This window comes from Acinetobacter sp. 226-1, assembly GCF_030329325.1.
Classification (GTDB): Bacteria; Pseudomonadota; Gammaproteobacteria; order Pseudomonadales; family Moraxellaceae; genus Acinetobacter; species Acinetobacter sichuanensis.
This window is the reverse complement of record NZ_JACANU010000057.1, coordinates 1-1,082: the sequence shown is the minus strand read 5'-3', so window position 1 is coordinate 1,082 and position 1,082 is coordinate 1. Positions and strand designations below refer to the sequence as shown.

The following is a 1,082-nucleotide window of genomic DNA, read 5'->3' as shown; positions in this document are numbered from 1 at the left end:
GAATGGGTTCATGTGCAGCTCCATCAGCAAAAGGGGATGATAAGTTTATCACCACCGACTATTTGCAACAGTGCCAAGCGCGGTGTCCGGAATTTCAGGTTTGTGTCTCTACAAAGACTAACTATCAGAAAAACTCATCGAGCATCAAATGAAACTGCAATTTATTCATATCAGGATTATCAATACCATATTTTTGAAAAAGCCGTTTCTGTAATGAAGGAGAAAACTCACCGAGGCAGTTCCATAGGATGGCAAGATCCTGGTATCGGTCTGCGATTCCGACTCGTCCAACATCAATACAACCTATTAATTTCCCCTCGTCAAAAATAAGGTTATCAAGTGAGAAATCACCATGAGTGACGACTGAATCCGGTGAGAATGGCAAAAGCTTATGCATTTCTTTCCAGACTTGTTCAACAGGCCAGCCATTACGCTCGTCATCAAAATCACTAGCATCAACCAAACCGTTATTCATTCGTGATTGCGCCTGAGCGAGACGAAATACGCGATCGCTGTTAAAAGGACAATTACAAACAGGAATCGAATGCAACCGGCGCAGGAACACTGCCAGCGCATCAACAATATTTTCACCTGAATCAGGATATTCTTCTAATACCTGGAATGCTGTTTTCCCGGGGATCGCAGTGGTGAGTAACCATGCATCATCAGGAGTACGGATAAAATGCTTGATGGTCGGAAGAGGCATAAATGCCGTCAGCCAGTTTAGTCTGACCATCTCATCTGTAACATCATTGGCAACGCTACCTTTGCCATGTTTCAGAAACAACTCTGGCGCATTGGGCTTCCCATACAATCGATAGATTGTCGCACCTGATTGCCCGACATTATCGCGAGCCCATCTATACCCATATAAATCAGCATCCAGGTTGGAATTTAATCGCGGCCTCGAGCAAGACGTTTCCCGTTGAATATGGCTCATAACACCCCTTGTATTACTGTTTATGTAAGCAGACAGTTTTATTGTTCATGATGATATATTTTTATCGGCACTGTTGCAAATAGTCGGTGGTGATAAACTTATCATCCCCTTTTGCTGATGGAGCTGCACATGAACCCATTCA

General features: G+C 43.5%; 1 protein-coding gene. It reads right to left on the bottom strand.

Annotation, left to right across the window (positions count from 1 at the left end):
- Positions 1-124: 124 nt before the first annotated feature.
- Positions 125-940, bottom strand: a complete 816-nt coding sequence (gene aph(3')-Ia / locus HX124_RS18070; RefSeq protein WP_000018326.1) for an aminoglycoside O-phosphotransferase APH(3')-Ia — start codon at positions 938-940, stop codon at positions 125-127.
- Positions 941-1,082: the final 142 nt, after the last annotated feature.